The following is an 18,229-nucleotide window of genomic DNA, read 5'->3' as shown; positions in this document are numbered from 1 at the left end:
CAAGGTGCCGTCGTTAGGTTGGTGTCTGCAAGCAGGCCTTTCCCGGGCCTCCTCACTCACACGGAGAGCATCCCGCCATGAATATGCCACTCGTTCCGGCAGCAATACGTTCGACGAAAACCACCCGACGCACCCTGCTCCGCGGTGCTGCCGGACTCGCGCTGTTGGCCACCGTCGGCGGCTCGCTCGCAGGCTGCAGCCAGGCGCCAACCGCGGCGGCTAAGATCGGCGCCACGACCAGCGAGATTGCGGACCTGGCCAAGGCCGAGGGCACCGTCCAGCTGATCGCGGTGCCGGCCGACTGGGCCAACTACGGCGGCCAGTTCGCCGCCTTCAAGGCAAAGTACGGCGTGGATACCCCGGTGGCCACCCCCGATGCCTCGAGCGCGGACGAGATCACCGCGGTCAAGAACCTGCGCGGCCAGAAGACGCAACCGGACGTGATCGACATCGGGTACTCCTTCACCAAGAAGGCCGGCGACGAGAAGCTGATCGCCCCCTACAAGCCCAGCAACTTCGACGCCATCCCGGCGGACCTGAAGGACCCGAACGGCATGTGGGTGGGCGCCTACTACGGCGTGGTCCAGGTGGGCACCAACACCTCGGCGGTCGAGGCCCCGAAGACCTGGGACGACCTGCTGGACCCGAAGTACAAGGGCAAGGTGGCGCTGCCGGGCGACCCACGCAAGGGCGCCTCCTCCATCGCGGCGGTCTTCGCCGCATCGCTGGCCCACGGGGGTTCCCTGGACAACATCCAGCCCGGCATCGACTTCTTCGAGAAGCTTGCCAAGTCCGGCAACCTGGTGAGCATCACCTCCCCGGTCTCCGCGCTGAGCACCGGCCAGGCCGCGGTGGTCCTTGACTGGAACTACAACTTCCTGGGCATGGAAGAGGAACTGAAGAAGTCCAACATCACGCTGGAAACCCAGACCTTCGCTGACGGCGTCTTCGGCAACTACTACGCCCAGCCCGTGGTCGCCGACTCGCCGCACCCCAACAGCGCCCGCCTCTGGGTCGATTGGCTCACCAGCGACGAGGGCTCCGAGCTCTTCGCCCGCGGCGGCGGCATCCCCGCACGCTACATCGAACTGAAGAAGGCCGGCAAGCTCTCCGAGGAGGCGCTGTCCAAGCTTCCCGAGGCCGACGTGATCGAGAAGATCAAGTTCCCGACCATCGAGCAGGGCGAGACGGCCGGCAAGATGATCGTCGACCAGTGGGGCCAGAAGGTCGCCGCGCAGTGACGATCGAGCTCGACAAGGCGGCCGACCGGCCCGAGGCGGTGCAAACACGGGCGCCGCGCAAGACCATGGGTCATGCAATTCGCAAGGCGCCTGGAAAGGTTGCCGGATGGCTGGGTGCGCTGCCGCTGCTGGCGTTCCTCGCGGTGTTCCTGATCGCCCCCATCGCCACCAACATCTTCACCAGCTTCCGGGTGGACGGGCGGTTCTCCCTGGAGTCCATGGCGAAGCTGTTCGAGCCGCAGTACCGCGACGCGTTCATGCAGACCATTAACCTGTCGCTGCTGACGGCGGCGGTCGGCGGGGTGCTGGGATTCATCCTGGCGTGGGCCCTGGCCAGCGGAGACAAGCCGGCCTGGCTGCGGAACCTGGTGCTGTCCTTCTCCGCGGTGGCCTCGCAGATGGGCGGCGTGGCGCTGGCCTTCGCGTTCATCGCGACCCTGGGCGTGCAGGGCCTGGCCACCCGGATCATCCTGTCGCTGACCGGCTGGAACCTCAGCGAGAACATCCAGTTGGTCTCCTTCCTCGGGCTGGCGCTGGTGTACCTGTACTTCCAGGTCCCGCTGATGGCCATCCTCATGCTGCCGGCGTTCGGCTCCCTGAAGAAGCAGTGGCCCGAAGCCGCCTACTCGCTGGGCGCCAGCCGCTGGCGCTACCTGGTGGACGTGGCCCTGCCGATCATGTGGCCGCCGATCGTCGGCGCGCTGCTGCTGCTCTTCGCCAACTCGTTCAGCGCTTACGCCACCGCCTACGCGCTGGCCGGCGGCCGGGTGAACCTGGTGCCGATCCTGATCGGCTTCTTCATCTCCGGCGACGTCATGGCGGACGAAAGCTTCGCCGCGGCCCTTGTCACCGGAATGATCGTGATCGTGGTGGCGGCCATGGGCCTGCGGACCCTGCTGGAAAGAAGGACCAACAAATGGCTGCGCTAGAAACCGCACCGCACCCGGTGCCTCGCACCAGCCCCGCAAGGACCGTGCGCCGGCCGAAGCTGCAGGACATGTCGCGGACCGCGGTCTTCGCCGCCGCACTGGTCATGTTCTTCATCCCGCTGGTGGCCTCGGCGGCGTTCGGCTTCACGCTGCCGGGCCAGGGCTTCACGCTGGAACCGCTGACCGACGCGCTGGCGGGCACCGACTTCGCCGCGCAGCTGTTCACCACCCTGGAATTGGCGGTGCTCAGCACGCTGGGATCCCTGGTGCTGCTGGTGCCGACGCTGCTCTTCCTGCATTTGAAGGCCCCGAAGATGCTGCGGCTGACCGAGTGTCTGTCCGTGGTTCCCTACGTGGTGCCGGCCATCGCGCTGGTGGGCGGGGCGAACCTGTTCTTCCGCAACGTGGCACCCGGCTTCCTGGTCAGCACCTATTCGCTGGTGCCGTTCTACATGGTGCTCACGCTGCCGCTGGTCTACCGGAGCCTGGACGCGGGCATCCGCGCCCTGGACGTCCAGACCCTGTTCGCCGCAAGCGCCAGCCTGGGCGCCAAGCCGTGGCAGACCCTGCTCAACGTGGTGCTGCCGAACATGCGCGCCGCCCTGCTGGGCTCCGCCCTGCTCTCCTGCGCCATGGTGCTGGGGGAGTACGCGCTGGCGAGCCTGCTGCTGCACTCGACCTTCCCGGTCTTCATGGTGCAGGTCGGCATGAACCAGCCGCGCGCCGCGGCCGCCCTGTCCTTCCTCACCATCCTGGCCACCTGGCTGTTGCTGGCGTCCCTGTCCACGGTGACGGCGCGGCGCGGCACCAAGAAATCCACCACGAAAGGGGGATCCCGATGACCCGGGATTCTGCAGAAGTCTCACTGTCCGGCATCACCAAGGCCTTCGGCGGCCGCACCGTGCTGGATGACCTGGACCTCAACCTTGCCGGCGGCGAGCTGCTGGCGCTGCTGGGCCCGTCGGGCTGCGGCAAGACCACGATCCTGCGCGTGCTGGCCGGGCTGGAAACCCCGGACTCCGGCACCGTGCGCATCGCCGGCAAAGACATGACGCGCACCCCGGTGCGCGAGCGCGGCATCGGCATCGTCTTCCAGGCCTACAGCCTTTTCCCGCACATGACTGCGGCGGAAAACGTCGCCTACGGGCTGAAGATCGCCGGGACGTCGCTGGGCAAGCGCACCGCCCGGGCCAAGGAACTGCTGGAAACCGTGGGCCTCGGCGAACACGCGGCCAAGTTCCCCGCCCAGCTCTCCGGCGGCCAGCAGCAGCGCGTGGCGCTGGCCCGCGCGCTGGCGATCGAGCCACGGGTGCTGCTGCTCGACGAGCCGCTTTCGGCCCTGGATGCCCAGGTGCGCGTGCACCTGCGCGAGGAAATCCGACGCATCCAGACACAGTCCGGGACCACCACGCTGCTGGTCACCCACGACCAGGAGGAGGCGCTGACGGTCGCGGACCGGGTGGGCGTGATGCTCAACGGGCGCATCGAGCAGCTCGGGTCCCCGCAGGAGATCTACCAGCGCCCGCGCACCCCCTTCATCTCCGAGTTCGTCGGGGCCGTCAACCGGATCCCCGCGACCGCAACCAGCGGAGGGGTCGCGGTGCTGGGCCGCATCCTGCCGATCTCCAACCCCGCCTCCGCGCCGCTCCAGGCCTCGGGATTCGAAGCACTGATCCGGCCCGAGGACCTGAGCCTGCTGGCGCACGACCGCGGGGAAGGGATCGTCAGCTCGATGGTGCTGCGCGGTCCCACGACCAGCGTGGTCGTCGAACATGCCGGGTCCAGCCTCCGGGTGGACATGCCCTCGCACGAGGCCACGGAATTCTCGCTGGCCCAGCGCGTCGAGGTCAACACCCGCCGCTCCTCGGTGCTCGTGGATGCGGAGCGTGCGGCATGAGCCCGAAGACCGTAAGCCCGAAAATTGCCAGCCCGAAGATCGCGCTGGTGGGAATCGACGGCCTGCGCATCGACCTGGCGCGCGGGACCGGCAGGATGCCGACGCTTGACGCGGTGATCGAGCAGGGCGTGTTCAACGAGCTGGTGATGGAGGTTCCCACCCTCTCCGGGCCCGGCTGGTCTTCCCTGCTCACCGGCAGCACCCACGCCGAGCACGGGGTCAAGGACAACAAGTTCATTGGCCACGCGCTGCTGCACCGCCCGGATTTACTGAGCCGGGCCTACTTCGCGGACCAGTCGACCACCACCATGGTGGCGGCGGGCTGGCCCCCGCTGGTCGACCCGGCGGACGCGGGACCGGTGATCTGGGAGCGGCGCGAACAGCAGCGCTCCGGCCACCACCGGGTGATCGCCCGCGACGGGGAAACTTACGGTTACCAGATTGCCGACGCGCAGGTCGCCGACCACGCCGTCGATGTCCTCGCGTCCAAGGGCCCGGATGTTTCCTTCATCTACTTCTGCGATGCCGACGACGAGGGTCACGTCTACGGGCCACACGCCCCGGAATACTCGGCGGCCATGGACCGGATCGAGGGGCACCTTTCACGCATCAAGGAGGCGATCGCGCGCCGCGTGGAGGAACTGGGGGAGGACTGGTACCTGTTGCTGACCACCGACCACGGCCACGTTGATGCCGGCGGGCACGGGTCGGACAGTCCCGTGGAACGGGCGTCGTTCGTTGCGGCGACCCGCTTCGGCGGCTCCCTGGAGCACTGGCCGGAGGAACTCGCACCCCACGAGCTCACCCCGCTGCTGCTGGAGTGCCGCAAGGGCTGACGCTCACGCACTTGGAGCCAACCCGTGAATCCCCGGCCGGAATGTCCGCCCGGGGATTCGGCGCCTCCGGCGGCCGGCGCCTTTAGCTGTGCGAGAAGCGCAACCCCAGGCGCCGCTCGCTCAGGGCAAGTGACAGCAGGATGCCGAGCGCCGCAAAGCCGCAGGTCATCCACCAGGTGGACGACCAGCCGCCGGTGGCCGTGGCCAGCCAAGCCACGATCATGGGGCCGGTGAAGTTGCCGATGTTGAAGATCTGCTGCATCAGCCCCATGGCCGCCGACGCCGATCCGCCCTCCGGGGCCAGGTCAACCGCCATGCGCGTCAGCGTGGTCGGCACCATTGCGCCGGTCAGCGAGAACAGCGCCACGCAGGCCACCTGCCAGGTCATGCCGTTCGGCACCGGAGACCAGTCGACCGCGAAGGTCAGCACGCTGGTGACTGCCATCAGCACGAAAGCCAGGTTGAGCAGCAGGCGTGCCGGCGCCCCGCGCTGCAGCAGGTTCCCGGTAACCAGCGCGCCCACCGCGTTCATGCCGCCGACCAGCCCCGTGAGCACGCCGGGGCCCACCCCGGTGATCCCGCTCTGCGCGTAGACCGTGGGCAGGAACCCGACCACCGCCATCCACTGGATCGTGTAGCAGCCAAAGACGATGCCGGCGATCCATACCCTGCCAGAACGAGCCGTGATGCCAATGCGGGCCATCGCCGTGCGCGCGCCGCCGGTGCCCGCCCCGGGGTCGGCCGGGACAAAGCGCAGGACCAGCGGGATGGGGAGCAGGCTGACCACGGCCATCAGCCACCACAGCGACTGCCAGCTGGCAACCTGCAGCAGGAAGGCGCTGGCGAGCAGGCCCAGCAGGGTGGCGGTTCCCTGGTACGCGCTCCAGCATCCCACCGCAAGGTTGACCCGCGCAGCCGGTGCGTGGGACCTGATCAGGCCCGGTCCCACCACCGTTGCCACGATGAAGCCCACGCCCTCAATGGCACGCGAGGCAAGCAACAGACCCGCCCCGGTGGATAACGCACCAAGGGCCGATCCTGCACCGAGGAAAACCAGGCCCAGGATCAAGGTTCGCCGCGGCCCGAAGACCTCTGCCAGCAGCGAGACGGCGAGGCCGCCCACCATGCCGGCGAGTTGGACGATGCCCAGTAGCACGCCGGCCGTGAGCAGCGAGAATCCCAGGCTTTCCTGGATCACGGGGAGCGCGGCCGGCAGCTTCCAGATATGGAGGGCTGCGGTCACGCCGGCAAGGACCACGGTGATCCACGCTGCATTGCCTCCGCGCGTTTTCTGGAGGCGCGTTTGGGTTGTGGTCACCGGTTCATTCCTTCGTTGGGCGCCTCATCGGATTCCGCCACGATCCGGACGATGGCTCCCATGAGGTATCGCGGTACGGTTCAGTCGTTGTTTTTTCCATTGGCGGCCGCGGCGCGCACGATTTGCTTCACCCCGGCCAGGAACATTTCCCGGTGGTCGAGGGAGAGGATTTCATCGCGGAGGGACGCGACCAGCGGATTGCGTGAAGGGTCCGCCAGCAAGGGCCCGGTGAACCACTCGTGGGAATCGGAATCGGACGATTCGGCTTGGTCCTTGGCGAGGCCGGCGGCACCGGCCAATACATATGCGCCGAGTATTGCATACTGTTCGACCAGGGCCTCACCGCGCAAACCTGCCTCGAAGAAGCAGGAGAGCATGAGTTCGATGCTGTCGAGTTCTCCCTGCCCGCTGGTGGTCAGCGAGGTCGCAGTCACGGCGATGGCGGGGTAATCGAGGAAGGTGTCGAGCGTTGCTGCGGCGAATTCCATCAGGCATTCTTCCCACTGCGAAGTCGGGATGGTCATCCTGTCATGTGCCAGCTTGAAGAGCCGGTCCAGCAGCTCCTGCATGAGGCTTTCCTTGCTCTGGAAATGCCGGTAGATCGCGGTGGGATCAACGCCCAATTCCTTGCCGAGATCTCGATAAGTCAGTGTCAATGTGTGCGGACGCGCGGCAAGGCGAAACGCGGCCTCGACAAAGACTTCGCGATCCAGCGGAGCCTTGGTCGACCTTCCGATGGATGATTTGCCTGACACGCGGTCCTCCGTTCTACCCGCTGTGCGGGAGCAGTTGATTTCTTCGATCATCCTACATTCGATGCTGACAACGTATGTGTCAACATCATTGACAACTGCATTGACCGCACTTAGTGTCGTAGCTAACACTCCGGGGAGGCGTGGATCACACGCCTGGTGAGTGGTCATTTCCCCAGGGCCTCCATGCGTTTCCTGCCGATGGGTATCCGGCCGGTTCCCGCGTATCCGGGTCCTCGCCCAAGGGGTTTGCACTGAAGATCATCGACCTGTTCCATCTGAGCTAGGAGCCTGAAAATTGAGAAACAAGTCCCTGAAACTTGCGCTTGCAGCAAGTGCCGTCTTGGCCCTTGCAGCTTGCTCGGCCTCTCCGGGCGCCGGTGCCGGTGCTGCGGCGCCGAGCTATGAAGTAACGGCCAACACCCCGGCGCCATCCGGCGATCTGGACAAGCTGACTTGGTCCATCTATGCCGAGCCCTACTCGTTGGACTACGTCTACGCGTTTGACTATGCGGATAACCAAGTTCTCTCCAATGTGTGCGAATCCCTGCTTCGCCTGAATGAGGACATGTCGGTTTCCCCCGGCCTGGCCACAAAGTTTGAGAACCCGACCCCCACTACATGGGTTTACACCATTCGCGAGGGGGTGAAATTCCATGACGGGACGACGCTCACGGCCGACGATGTTGTGGCATCCATGAATCGTCACCTGGATCCGAAGGTCGGATCATTCTGGTACTCGGTCTACCAGAATGTTGAAAGCATCAAGAAGAGCGGCCCGAACGAGGTCACGGTGACCTCGAAGGTGCCCGATGCGCTGTTCAACGAGTCGATGTCCGGTGCCGCGGGCGTCATTGCTTCGGCCGCTTCCTTCAAGAAGTTTGGTGCCAACTACGGCAACTCCAGCGGCGGCGTAAACTGCACGGGTCCGTTTGAGCTCAAGAAGTGGCAGAGCGGTGAAAAGATCTCTCTCTCCCGATTTGACGACTACTGGGACGCCGACCTGAAGGCCAAGTCCAAGGAACTTGATTTCGTGATCATGACCGACTCGGTGGCACGCGTCAATGCCATGAAGTCTGGTGAGGTCGACGGAGGCTGGATGGTTCCGCCCAACGCCGTCGCTGAATTGAATGCCTCGGGTGCCGGGCAGGTCCACTTTGGATTGAACACTGCCGTGCAATCCCTTGTCGTTTCCAACCCTGACGGCCCGTTGGGCAACGCGGAAGTCCGCAAGGCCCTGCTGATGGCCATCGACCGCAACGGATTGGTCCAGGCTGCCGAGGCCGGTTTCGGCAAGCGCACCAACTCACTGACATCCGAGTCGGTGTGGACCCACGCGGACCCTGCCACCCGTGATGCCGCATTCAAGGAATTGGCCGATTATCCTTACGACGTCGAGGCTGCCGCCAAGATCGTCAAGGAGCAAGCCGTTGATGGCCAGGAAATCACCATCACCACTGCTCCGATGGGCCAAGGGTTCGCTGTAGTTGCCCAGGCCACGGCCGCGGCTGCGGAATCGATCGGACTGAAGGCCAAGATCAACACCGTGACCCCGAGCGCCTACACGGCACTCTTCTCGGATCCCGAAGCCCGCAAGGGAACGGACCTGTTCTTCACCAGCTGGTACCTCTCGGTTGGCGACCCGCAGGAAATGTTCTCCGTGCTGCGGAGCGGGGACTTCTCCAACTACGGGCAGTGGTCAAACAAGGACTACGACAAGGCCGTCAATGCCGGCTTGCAAACCATGGACGGCGCCGAGCGTTTCACGAAGTCGCTTGAGCCGCAAAAGATCCTCAACCAGGAGGTGCCGTGGCTGCCGCTTTACGAGAGCCCTACCATGATGTGGATGAATGACAAGGTCACCGGCGCTTCGCCGTCGGTCAACTTCTTGTACTTCCCGTGGGCTGCAAAGATCGGCAAGAAGTAGGAGCCGTCCCTTCGCGGAGTGACGATTGCAGATGAATGTTGAAATTGCTCCTTGGTTCGAAATTGATTCGGACCAAGGAGCAATTTTCGTGGCACGGAATAGAGGGCTTGAAGGGCGGCGAATCCGTCCAATCGTGGAGTCCATGGAGCCGAAATCTTGTCTTTCAGGTCGAGCAAATGGTTATGGGACGGTCTGTCCTTGGGCCCTGTCCTTGGCTGCGGTCACGAGCTGCTTGATCCCGGCGAGGAACATCTCACGGTGGTTCAGGGCCATGATGTCGTTGCGAAGCGACGAGGTCAGGGGATGGCTTGCGGGGTCGGACATCAGTGGGCCAACGAACCATTCGGCAGTTGAGGAGCCGGCCGCTTCTGCGTGGTCCATGGCCAGTCCCGCGGCTCCGGCAAGCGAATAGGAGCCAAAGATTGCATATTGTTCCGCGAGGCCCTGGCCCCTGAGGCCCGCCTCGGAAAAGCAGGAAAGCATGAGTTCAATGCAAGCCATTTCGCCGGGGCCGCCGGTGGTTAGTGAGGTTGCCGTGATGCCAATGGCCGGGTGTTCGATGAACACGTCCAGTGTCGATTCGGCGAGCTCCATCAGGCAGGCTTCCCAGGAAGTTGCGGGGGCTGTTGTCCTGGCCCGGATCATCCCGAAGGCGCGGTCAAGGAGTTCCTGCATCAGGACCTCCTTGCTTTGGAAGTGCCGGTAGATCGCAGTCGGATCAACCGAAAGTTCGCGGCCAAGCTCGCGATATGTCAGTGACAGGGCATGGGGTCGAGTGGCGAGGCGCAGGGCGGCCTCAACAATCACTTCGCGATCAAGGGCTGTCCTTGCGGTTTTCGGCTTGGCCAATTTGCCTGCCACACGGGTCTCCGTTCCTCCCGCCGCGGGCGGCGTTAGCTATATCTCCAGCAATCCTACAATCATCGTTGACAACGGATATGTCAACACCATTGACAGTAGCGTTTACCTCATTTAGTGTCGTACCAAACAAACTACGGAGATGAGGGTCACAAATGCAGGGAATCGCCGATGTCGCATTTCGAGGCGGCAGTGTTTTTTTGGGTTCGGGAGAACCGGCCGCTGACCTAGCGGTATTGGTCAACGATGGTCGCATCTCGGCAATCGTGCCCGAGGCCGAACTCGCATTGCACCTCGGTTCGGAGACCAACGTGGTCGAGCTCGACGGCGCCCTGCTGGTGCCCGGTTTCCAGGACTCGCATATCCACCCGACCGGTGGCGGCACCGAACTGCTCCAGTGCAACCTCTCCGAGGCCGAAACCGCCGAGGAAGCCACCGCGGCCATTGCCGCCTACGCCGCGGCAAACCCCGGTGTTGCCTGGATCCAGGGCGGCGGCTGGTCCATGGACCACTACGAGGGTGGCGCGCCGCTGGCCGCGCTCATCGACGCCGTTGTACCCGACCGCCCGGTTTCGCTGGCAAGCCGCGACCACCACTCGATGTGGGTCAACAGTGCGGCGTTCCGTGCCGCCGGCATGGATGCAAATACCCCGGACCCTTCCGACGGACGCATCGAGCGGCTGGCCGACGGCACGCCGGCCGGTACCCTGCACGAGGGTGCCATGGCCTTGGTCCAGAAGCACGCACCAGCTGCCACGCTCGATCTCCTGGTAGCAGGCCTCTCCCGTGCGCAGGAAGAACTGATCGCCCAGGGCATCACCGGGTGGCAGGACGCAATGGTCGGCGCGGGTTCCGGCATCCCGGATCCCAAGGACGCCTACTACCGCCTGATTGCCGAGGGCAACCTGAAGGTCCGCGTCCGTGGCGCCCAGTGGTGGAAGCGCGACCAGGGCCTGGAGCAGGTCGACGCAATGATCGAGGCACGGGCCGAGGCCGAGGCGCTGGGGATTCCCGAGCGCTTCAACCTGAGCACCGTGAAGATCATGGTCGACGGCATTGCCGAAAACTTCACGGCTTCCATGATCGATTCCTACCGGGACAAGTGCGGTCACAGCACCGAGAACAACGGACTGTCCTTCATTTCCGCCGAGGACCTGGCGATCTACGTGACAGCCCTTGACGCCGCGGGCTTCCAGTGCCATTTCCACGCCCTGGGCGACCGTGCGGTGCGCGATGCACTGGACGCCATCGAGGCGGCGCGCAAGGCCAACGGACCGAGCACTTTGCGCCACCACCTGGCACATCTGCAGGTTGTCTCGGCGGAAGACGCCGCACGATTCGCCGAGCTGGATGCCGTGGCAAACCTGCAGCCTCTCTGGGCCTGCCACGAGGACCAGCTCGACCGGCTCACCCTGCCGTTCATGCCGGAATCCGCGCAGGACCGCCAGTACCCGTTCGGCGACCTGGTCAACCACGGTGCCAAGCTGGCTGCCGGCAGCGATTGGCCCGTCTCCAGTGCCGACCCGATCGCCGGGTCGCACATCGCCGTGAACCGCGTGGTTCCCGAAGGCGGCAGCCGGCCGCTAGGCGGCGAGAAGCAGCGCCTTGACCTGGCCACGATCCTTGCTGCCTACACCTCCGGAACTGCCTACGTGAACCACCGCGACGAGACCACCGGTAGCATTGCGCCGGGCTACTTCGCCGACCTCGCAGTGGTTTCCCCAAACCCGTTCGACGTACCGGCCGAGGAGATCTTCCGCAGCCGCGTCATCTCCACCTGGATTGACGGCAAGTGCGTCTACGCAGCAGCCGATGTCCCCGTTTCGTCCAAGTAAGGCCCTGAAGAACATGCTTAAGAAGCCCCTTAAACTCGCGTTTGCGGCAAGCACCATCCTGGCACTTGCCGCCTGCTCGGCCTCGCCGGGTGAGGCCGGTGCCACTGCTGCGAAGCCCAGCTTCGACCTCACCGCGAACACCCCGGCCCCGACCGGCGAACTCGACAAGCTGACCTGGTCCCTCTACGCCGAGCCCTACTCGCTGGACTACGCCTACGCCTTCGATTACGCCGACAACCAGGTCCTGGCCAACGTCTGTGAATCGCTGCTGCGCCTGAACGAAGACATGAGTGTCTCCCCGGGCCTGGCCACGAAGTTCGAGAACCCCACCCCGACCACCTGGGTCTACACCATTCGCGAGGGCGTGAAATTCCACGACGGAACCACGATGACCGCGGACGACGTTGCCTATTCGATGAACCGCCACCTGGACCCGGCCGTTGGTTCTTTCTGGTACGCGGCCTACTCCAACGTCAAGGACATCAAAAAGACCGGCGACCACCAGGTCACCGTGACAACCAAGACCCCGGACGCGTTGTTCAATGAAACAATGTCCGGTGCCGCGGGCGTCATCGAATCGGCAGCGACCCTGAAGAAGTCCGGCGGCGACTACGGAAACTCCACCGGCGGCGTGAACTGCACGGGCCCGTTCGAGTTCAAGGGCTGGCAGAGCGGCGAGAAGATCAACCTCGCCCGCTTCGACGGCTACTGGGACAAGAAGCTCTCGGCCAAGGCCAAGGAACTTGAATTCGTCATCCAGACCGACCCCGTGGCACGCACCAACGCGCTGAAGTCCGGAGAGGTCGACGGCGGCTGGTTGCTTCCCACCAACGCCATCGGTGAATTGAACGCCTCCGGTGCCGGCAAGGTCTTCTTCGGCCTCAACTCCTCGGTGAGCAGCCTGGTTGTTTCCAATTCGGAAGGCCCGCTGGGCAACCCGGAGGTCCGCAAGGCCTTGCTGATGGCCATCGACCGCAACGGCCTGACGCAGGCGGCAGAAGCCGGCTACGCCACCCGGACCAACTCGCTGACCACCGAATCCGTCTGGGGATCGGCCGATGCCGCAACCAGGGACGCCGCGTTCAAGGACCTCGTCGACTACCCCTACGACGTCGAGGCAGCCGCCAAGATCGTCCAGGAGCAGGGTGTTGCGGGCCAGGAGATCACCATCACCACCGCGCCGATGGGCAACGGCTTTGCGGTGGTTGCCCAGGCAACCGCCGCGGCAGCGGAATCGATCGGTCTCAAGGCCACGATCAACACGGTGACCCCGAGTGCGTACACCTCGCTCTTCTCGGACCCGGCGGCCCGCAAGGGAACCGACCTGTTCTACACCAACTGGTACCTTTCCACCGCCAACCCGCTGGAAATGTTCAGCATCCTGCGCACCGGGGATTTCTCCAACTACGGCTCCTGGGCCAACCCGGAGTTCGACAAGGCAACGAACACCGGCCTGCAGGGAACCGACCCGGCCAAGAGCATGGCCAAGGCGGTTGAAGCGCAAAAAATTGCCAACAAGGAACTTCCCTGGTTGCCGCTCTACGAGAGCCCGACCAATATCTGGATGAACAACAAGATCACGGGTGCCTCACCGTCGGTGAACTACCTGTACTACCCATGGGCGGCCCAAATTGGCGCAAAGTAACCTCGCCACAGCGACCCCGCCGGCTCCGGGGGCAACCAAGCCCCCGCGCCAGGCGGGCGCGGCACTGAAACTGGCAGCCGGCAAGATCGGCGCATTCCTCTTCACCGTGTTCGTTTCCTCGGTGATCGTGTTCTTCTCGCGCTGGCTGGTGCCGGGCGACCCGATCAGCTTCCTGCTGCGCGGGCGTAGCCCCAACCCCGAGGCCATCGCGGAAGTCACGGCCATCTACGGCCTGGACAAACCCCCGTTGGAGCAGTACTGGAACTGGATCACGGGTGTGCTGCAGGGCGACTTCGGCCGCTCGCTGCAGTACCGCCAGGACGTCACCGACGTGATCCTGAACCGCTTGCCCGTCACCCTGGGCCTGGTGGTCATGGCCGGTGCGATGATCGCGATCCTCGGCCTGGCCGCGGGCATCGCCGCCGCGTTGTTGCGCGGCACCTGGGCCGACCGGGCGATCGTGGCCTCCATGTCGGGCCTTGCTGCCATCCCGTCGTTCGTGGGTGCCATTGTCCTGATTGCCGTCTTCGCGGTGCAGCTTGGCATGTTCCCGTCCTTTGGGTCGGGAACCGGGTTCTGGGACATGGTGTACCACTTGGTTCTTCCGTCCCTGGCGCTGGCTCTCTCGTTCATCGCCGTGGTGGGGCGGGTGACCCGCTCGGCCATGGTAGAGCAGTTCGCCCGCGAGCACGTCGAGGTTGCCCGTTCCCGCGGCATCACTCCGGTTGCGGTTGTCATCCGCCACGTGCTGCGCAACGCCACCGGCCCGATCCTCACGGTGTCCGGCCTGCTGGTTGCCGGTCTCCTGGTGTCCTCCGCGATCGTGGAGCAGGCCTTCGGCTTGGCCGGCCTGGGTTCCCTGCTGGTTTCCTCCGTGGACCGCCTGGACTTCCCCGTGGTGCAGGCGATCGTGCTGATCGTCGTCACCGCATTCGTAGCCATCAACACCCTGGTTGACCTCCTGGGTCCCGTTATCGATCCACGCCTGAAGGCGGGGGAAGGGGCACGATGACCATCCAAGTTGCTCCGCGTTTGCCAATCAAGCGCCTGAGCCTGAAAAACCGCCGGTGGGGGCTGATCCTCTCCGCGACATTCCTGGCGCTGGTCCTGCTCACCGCCGTCCTTGCCCCGCTGGTGGCACCGTATCCGCCGTCCGCGGTCGACCTGTTGCGGGTCAACTCCGGTCCGACGCCACAACACTGGCTGGGCACCGACGCCCTGGGCCGCGACATCTTCTCGCGCATGATCCACGGATCGCGCACCGCGCTGGCCGGTCCGGCGTTTGTGGTCCTGCTTTCCTCGATCTTGGGCCTGCTGATCGGTTTGTGGGCCGGCTGGGCCGGCGGCAAGGTCGATGCGATCATCAGCCGCGTCTTCGACATCGTGCTCGCGTTCCCGGGCCTGTTGCTGGCGATCCTCGCCGTGGCACTTTTCGGCAAGGGACTGGTGGCACCCGTGCTGGCCATGTCCATTGCCTACACCCCGTACATCGGGCGGCTGACCCGGCAACTCGTTGCCACCGAAAAGAACCGCCAGTATGTGGCCGCATACAAAGTGCAGGGGTTCTCCGCACCATGGATCGCCACCCGGGCCGTGATGCCCAACGTGCTGGGCGTGGTCGGTTCGCAGGCCACGCAGAACTTCGGGTACGTGCTTGTTGAGCTGGCCGCCCTGTCCTTCCTGGGTCTCGGAATCCAGGCGCCGCAGGCCGACTGGGGCAACATGATCAATGAAGGCCAGACAGCATTGGTCAGTGGAAACTTCATGCCCGCACTCATCCCGGCGGTGGCCGTGGTGCTCGTTGTCGTGGCAGTGAACACCGTTGGTGGCTGGCTATCAGACAAGCTGGGAGATCCCTTCGCATGAACCTCTTAAACGTCTCTGACCTAAGCATCGAGATCAACCAGCCCGGGGGCTCGACCCTGCTGCTGGACAGGGTTTCCCTGCACATCGCGCGCGGCGAAACCGTGGCGCTGGTTGGCGAATCGGGATCCGGGAAGTCGCTGACGGCCCGCGCCGTGTTGGGCCTGCTGCCTTCCTCTGCCGACGTCACCGGCGAGATCGAGCTCGAGGGCGTCCCGGTCCTCAAGGCCTCCCCGGCCGAGCTGCGCGCCATGCGCCGCACCCGTGCCGCCATGGTTTTCCAGGACCCGCGTTCGTCCATCAACCCGGTGCGTACCCTCGGTGCCCACCTGATCGAACCGATGATGCAGGTTCCAGGGGCAGACAAGGCAGCCCTTGAGGCCCGCGCGGTCGCACTGCTCGGTTCCATGGGATTGACAAGCCCCGAGGCCCGCATGAAGCAGTACCCGCACGAGTTCTCTGGCGGCATGCTGCAACGCGTCATGATCGCCGGCGCCCTGATGAACGACCCGGAACTGCTGATCTGTGACGAGTCGACGACGGCCCTGGACGTCACCACCCAGGCGGCGGTGATCCAGCTGCTCTCCAAGGCCGTGTCCGAGCGCTCCATGGGCATGCTCTTCATCACCCACGACCTGGCCCTGGCCGCATCGATCGCCGACCGGACCTACGTGCTGCGCAACGGCGTGGTCCAGGAACACGGTGAGACCCGGCAGGTCTTCGAACGTCCCGTCTCGGAGTACACCAAGAAACTTGTCGCGGCAACGCCCAGCATGCAGAATGCGCCGAAGACCGGTGCGCACCGTACCGAGGCGACCGAAGCCCCCGTGCTGAGCGTGGACAACGTCTCCAAGACGTATCACATCCACGGGCAGCCGTCGGTTGAGGCTCTGAAATCCGTGTCACTGGCCATTCCGGCCGGTGGCGGCCTGGCCGTCGTTGGCGAGTCCGGTTCGGGAAAATCGACCCTCGGTCGCATCGTTGCCGGCCTGGAACACGCAGACACCGGTGAGATGACGGTGGCAGGTGGCGAGGTCAAGGGCGGGAGCGCCAAGGAACGCCGGCTGAAGACGGCATCGCGCGTCCAGATGGTGTTCCAGGACCCCTACCAGTCCCTGGATTCCCGACTCACCCCGGCCAAGGCGCTGGAAACTGTCCTGAAGCTGCACTACAAGCTCGATGCCAAGGCCATGAAGGCCCGCATCAAGGAACTGCTTGAATCCGTGGGGCTTGAGGAAAAGCACGCAAACCTCTACCCCCGCAAGCTGTCCGGCGGCCAGCGGCAGCGCGTTGCCATCGCCAAGGCCATGGCCCTGAACCCGCGCCTGCTGGTGCTCGACGAGGCGACCAGCGCGCTGGACGTCTCGGTCCAGGCCCAGGTGCTTGAGCTGGTCAACAGGCTGCGCAAGGAAAGCGGCGTCTCGGTGCTGTTCATCAGCCACGACCTGGCGATCGTCGGGGAAATCTGCGACGAGCTGCTGGTGGTCCAAAACGGCACCATCGTCGAGAGCGGCCCGACCGCCGAAGTGCTGAACAACCCGCAACACCCCTACACCCAGACCCTGTTGGCCTCGGTGCCGCGCCCGCGTTGGGAAACCGACAGCAGTGCCGGAATCGCCCGGGATTCCCTCGACGGGGACCTGGAACCGGCGCAGAACAACAGTCTCTAGAGAAAAAGACAATGACTACATCTAAACCGACGTTCTTCGAGAACGCCGAAAAGACCATCGACCCGGCACTCTGTGCGGCGTCGCTGCGCGACACCAAGCGGGCCGTGTACTGGCTCGATTCACCGTTGCGCCCCGGCATCCGTGAACCGCTGCGCGCCCAGATCGAGGCCGATCTGCTTGTGGTCGGCGGCGGCTACACCGGGTTGTGGACAGCCCTGCAGGCCAAGGAACGCAACCCCGAAACCTCGGTGGTCCTGCTTGAGGCCAACTGGGTGGGTTCAGAGGCCTCGGGTCGCAACGGCGGCTTCTGCGAAGCCTCACTGGTCCACGGCGAATCCAACGGCGAGCAGCACCTGCCCCAGGAAAACGCGCGGCTGACCGAGCTGGGCAACGAGAATCTTGCCGAGCTGATCGAGACCATCGAACGCTATGGCATCGACTGCGACCTGTACCGCGAGGGCGCGCTGGCCGTGGCCACCGAACCGCACCAGGACGCCTGGCTGCGTGAGGAAGCGGACGGCGAGGACACTGTCTACCTTGACCGCGCAGAGACCTCCGAGCTGATCAAATCCGAAGCCTTCATTTCCGGTGCGTGGAGCCGCGGCGACACCGTCCTGGTGAACCCGGCGAAGCTCGCTTGGGGTTTGCTGGCAGCTTGCGAGCAGCTCGGCGTGCGCATCTTCGAGCAGTCCAAGGTCACCGGCATCGAGGAACGCGACGAGAAGATCGTTGCCGCAACCGCCGCCGGCCAGGTCATCGCCTCCAGGGTGGCCCTTGCCACGAACGTGTTCCCGTCCCTGCTGAAGCGCAACGCGCTGATGACCGTCCCGGTCTACGACTACGTGCTCGTCACCGAGCCGTTGACCGAGGCGCAGCGCGAGGCGATCGGCTGGGAAACCCTGCACGGGCTGGTGGACCTGAACAACCGCTTCCACTACTCGCGACCGATCGTCGACGAGAACGGGGACTTCCGCATCCTCTACGGCGGCTTCGATGCGATCTACCGTTTCGGCGGCAAGGTCAACCACGAGTTTTACGACAACGAGGCCACCTACAAGAAGCTTGCCGCGCACTTCTTCGCGACCTTCCCGGAACTGCAGGACCTGAAGTTCTCGCACGCCTGGGGCGGGGCCATCGACTCCTGCAGCCGCTTCTTCTCCTTCTTCGACCTGGCCTACAAGGGCAAGGTCGCCTCCTGTGCCGGCTTCACCGGCCTGGGCGTCGGGGCCTCCCGCTTCGGCGCAAAGGTTATGCTGGACCTGCTCGAGGGCAAGAACAACGAGCTGACCAACCTGGAAATGGTCAAGAAGAAGCCGCTGCCGTTCCCTCCGGAGCCGGCCGCCTGGATCGGCGTCAAGATGATGACCACGGCCCTCGCGCGCGCCGACCGCCGCGAGGGCGAGCGCGGACTGTTCCTCAAGACCATGGATGCCGTGGGCATGGGGTTCGACTCGTGAG

The 18,229-nt window shown here is 64.9% G+C and carries 15 protein-coding genes; 12 read left to right on the top strand and 3 right to left on the bottom strand.

The window, feature by feature from the left end; genetic code table 11:
- The first annotated feature begins 77 nt into the window (after nt 1-77).
- Genes ACFY5D_RS10190 through ACFY5D_RS10170 form a run of 5 tightly spaced genes read left to right on the top strand, consistent with a single transcriptional unit; the run spans nt 78 to nt 4,903 of the window.
- Complete coding sequence (locus ACFY5D_RS10190) at nt 78-1,241, top strand: extracellular solute-binding protein (protein WP_387528706.1); 1,164 nt, start codon at nt 78-80, stop codon at nt 1,239-1,241.
- Nucleotides 1,238-2,170: an ABC transporter permease gene (locus tag ACFY5D_RS10185; protein ID WP_387528703.1), complete on the top strand. Its 933-nt coding sequence runs from the start codon at nt 1,238-1,240 to the stop codon at nt 2,168-2,170. The genes ACFY5D_RS10190 and ACFY5D_RS10185 overlap by 4 nt, the downstream gene beginning before the upstream one ends.
- Entirely contained in the window at nt 2,158-3,012 is an 855-nt protein-coding gene (locus ACFY5D_RS10180) for an ABC transporter permease (protein ID WP_387528700.1), read from the top strand. Before ACFY5D_RS10185 ends, ACFY5D_RS10180 begins: the two co-directional genes overlap by 13 nt.
- The gene (locus ACFY5D_RS10175; RefSeq protein WP_387528698.1) at nt 3,009-4,067 is read left to right on the top strand and encodes an ABC transporter ATP-binding protein; all 1,059 of its coding nucleotides are present in this window, start codon (nt 3,009-3,011) and stop codon (nt 4,065-4,067) included. The genes ACFY5D_RS10180 and ACFY5D_RS10175 overlap by 4 nt, the downstream gene beginning before the upstream one ends.
- Nucleotides 4,064-4,903 (top strand): alkaline phosphatase family protein, encoded by an 840-nt coding sequence (locus ACFY5D_RS10170; RefSeq protein WP_387528695.1) that lies wholly within the window; start codon nt 4,064-4,066, stop codon nt 4,901-4,903. The genes ACFY5D_RS10175 and ACFY5D_RS10170 overlap by 4 nt, the downstream gene beginning before the upstream one ends.
- Before the next feature lie 82 nt (nt 4,904-4,985).
- Here the strand turns inward: ACFY5D_RS10170 and ACFY5D_RS10165 are convergent, their stop codons facing one another.
- Together ACFY5D_RS10165 and ACFY5D_RS10160 are read right to left on the bottom strand one after the other, a co-directional pair.
- Nucleotides 4,986-6,221 carry a CynX/NimT family MFS transporter gene (locus ACFY5D_RS10165; RefSeq protein ID WP_387528693.1) on the bottom strand — a complete coding sequence of 412 codons (1,236 nt, stop codon included), beginning with the start codon at nt 6,219-6,221 and terminating at the stop codon, nt 4,986-4,988.
- Between the two features lie 80 nt (nt 6,222-6,301).
- Entirely contained in the window at nt 6,302-6,976 is a 675-nt protein-coding gene (locus ACFY5D_RS10160) for a TetR/AcrR family transcriptional regulator (RefSeq protein ID WP_387528690.1), read from the bottom strand.
- A gap of 295 nt (nt 6,977-7,271) precedes the next feature.
- Here ACFY5D_RS10160 and ACFY5D_RS10155 point away from each other — a divergent pair, with 295 nt between their 5' ends.
- Complete coding sequence (locus ACFY5D_RS10155) at nt 7,272-8,900, top strand: ABC transporter substrate-binding protein (RefSeq protein ID WP_387528687.1); 1,629 nt, start codon at nt 7,272-7,274, stop codon at nt 8,898-8,900.
- Between the two features lie 180 nt (nt 8,901-9,080).
- Here the strand turns inward: ACFY5D_RS10155 and ACFY5D_RS10150 are convergent, their stop codons facing one another.
- On the bottom strand, nt 9,081-9,761 hold the full coding sequence (locus ACFY5D_RS10150; RefSeq protein WP_387528685.1) for a TetR/AcrR family transcriptional regulator: 681 nt from the start codon (nt 9,759-9,761) through the stop codon (nt 9,081-9,083).
- Between the two features lie 233 nt (nt 9,762-9,994).
- On the opposite strand from ACFY5D_RS10150, the gene ACFY5D_RS10145 reads away from it, so the two are divergent.
- From ACFY5D_RS10145 to ACFY5D_RS10120, 6 genes are read left to right on the top strand one after another with little or no spacing between them, the layout of a single operon-like run.
- Nucleotides 9,995-11,593 carry an amidohydrolase gene (locus ACFY5D_RS10145; RefSeq protein WP_387528682.1) on the top strand — a complete coding sequence of 533 codons (1,599 nt, stop codon included), beginning with the start codon at nt 9,995-9,997 and terminating at the stop codon, nt 11,591-11,593.
- A 13-nt stretch (nt 11,594-11,606) separates the two neighbouring features.
- Nucleotides 11,607-13,238 carry an ABC transporter substrate-binding protein gene (locus ACFY5D_RS10140; RefSeq protein WP_387528679.1) on the top strand — a complete coding sequence of 544 codons (1,632 nt, stop codon included), beginning with the start codon at nt 11,607-11,609 and terminating at the stop codon, nt 13,236-13,238.
- On the top strand, nt 13,225-14,250 hold the full coding sequence (locus ACFY5D_RS10135) for an ABC transporter permease (RefSeq protein WP_387528677.1): 1,026 nt from the start codon (nt 13,225-13,227) through the stop codon (nt 14,248-14,250). Before ACFY5D_RS10140 ends, ACFY5D_RS10135 begins: the two co-directional genes overlap by 14 nt.
- Nucleotides 14,247-15,104, top strand: coding sequence for an ABC transporter permease (locus ACFY5D_RS10130; protein WP_387528674.1), 858 nt, complete (start codon nt 14,247-14,249; stop codon nt 15,102-15,104). The genes ACFY5D_RS10135 and ACFY5D_RS10130 overlap by 4 nt, the downstream gene beginning before the upstream one ends.
- A complete protein-coding gene (locus ACFY5D_RS10125; RefSeq protein WP_387528671.1) occupies nt 15,101-16,771 on the top strand; it encodes a dipeptide ABC transporter ATP-binding protein in 1,671 nt (556 codons plus the stop codon). Before ACFY5D_RS10130 ends, ACFY5D_RS10125 begins: the two co-directional genes overlap by 4 nt.
- A gap of 11 nt (nt 16,772-16,782) precedes the next feature.
- On the top strand, nt 16,783-18,228 hold the full coding sequence (locus tag ACFY5D_RS10120; protein ID WP_387528668.1) for an NAD(P)/FAD-dependent oxidoreductase: 1,446 nt from the start codon (nt 16,783-16,785) through the stop codon (nt 18,226-18,228).
- The last annotated feature ends 1 nt before the right edge of the window (nt 18,229 follow it).

It is taken from the genome of Paeniglutamicibacter sp. NPDC012692 (assembly GCF_042901625.1).
Taxonomy (GTDB): Bacteria; Actinomycetota; Actinomycetes; order Actinomycetales; family Micrococcaceae; genus Paeniglutamicibacter.
This window is presented reverse-complemented; position numbering and strand designations above follow the sequence as displayed.

What these genes read in the sequence shown, in the direction of transcription:
- ACFY5D_RS10120 (WP_387528668.1), top strand. Translation starts at nt 16,783, where the DNA reads ATGACTACATCTAAACCGACGTTCTTCGAGAACGCCGAAAAGACCATC.
- ACFY5D_RS10130 (WP_387528674.1), top strand. Translation starts at nt 14,247, where the DNA reads ATGACCATCCAAGTTGCTCCGCGTTTGCCAATCAAGCGCCTGAGCCTG.
- ACFY5D_RS10175 (WP_387528698.1), top strand. Translation starts at nt 3,009, where the DNA reads ATGACCCGGGATTCTGCAGAAGTCTCACTGTCCGGCATCACCAAGGCC.
- ACFY5D_RS10140 (WP_387528679.1), top strand. Translation starts at nt 11,607, where the DNA reads ATGCTTAAGAAGCCCCTTAAACTCGCGTTTGCGGCAAGCACCATCCTG.
- ACFY5D_RS10190 (WP_387528706.1), top strand. Translation starts at nt 78, where the DNA reads ATGAATATGCCACTCGTTCCGGCAGCAATACGTTCGACGAAAACCACC.
- ACFY5D_RS10170 (WP_387528695.1), top strand. Translation starts at nt 4,064, where the DNA reads ATGAGCCCGAAGACCGTAAGCCCGAAAATTGCCAGCCCGAAGATCGCG.
- ACFY5D_RS10125 (WP_387528671.1), top strand. Translation starts at nt 15,101, where the DNA reads ATGAACCTCTTAAACGTCTCTGACCTAAGCATCGAGATCAACCAGCCC.
- ACFY5D_RS10180 (WP_387528700.1), top strand. Translation starts at nt 2,158, where the DNA reads ATGGCTGCGCTAGAAACCGCACCGCACCCGGTGCCTCGCACCAGCCCC.